We start from the raw sequence: 544 nt of genomic DNA on the forward strand, positions 1-544 counted from the left end.
GGCTTCGGCGCCCATCAGCGTCATTGTCAATCGGCGTCGTAACGGGGGGTCTGACGCAATTTCGATGACATCAGGGTGCTCCGACGATACGTGCCTCAAGCAAATCCAGTTTCCCGCGCCCGTACATCTGGCGCTTGATGAGTTTGCTTGGTGATGTGGCCCTCTGTCGGGCCGTTCGACCAAATTGAAGTGATTGCATTTTGAACCGCTGCTCTATCGCGGATAACGCCGTTCGCGAATGGAGAGATTAAGCTTGCTGCGGCGCAGTTGACCATCATCGTCTGCGCCTTGGTCAAATTGTTGCGCTCAAGGGTCATCAGGCGGACGATGGTGCGTGCTGCTGGCGCGTGACCGAGCCCGTTCTCGGCCTTTTCGGCCCTTCTTCGTCGTGTTGCCCATTCCGTGACGACGCGGAGACCGCCGCCAAAACCAGCCAGCCAAGCTGCCGCCCAAGGTTCAGCGCCGTTTCGTAATCCGGCATCCCATTGCGCTTCGAGCCACGGGAGGTGTGGTTCGAGCGAAGTTTGCCGGACTCGGAAGATGT

General features: G+C 58.8%; 1 pseudogene. It reads right to left on the reverse strand.

What is annotated here, in order from left to right:
• Nucleotides 1-70 precede the first annotated feature (70 nt).
• Nucleotides 71-544, reverse strand: a pseudogene (locus ACT6Q8_RS25660) (ISL3 family transposase); the annotation flags it as partial.

This window comes from Niveispirillum sp., assembly GCF_052437035.1.
Taxonomy (GTDB): domain Bacteria; phylum Pseudomonadota; class Alphaproteobacteria; order Azospirillales; family Azospirillaceae; genus Niveispirillum.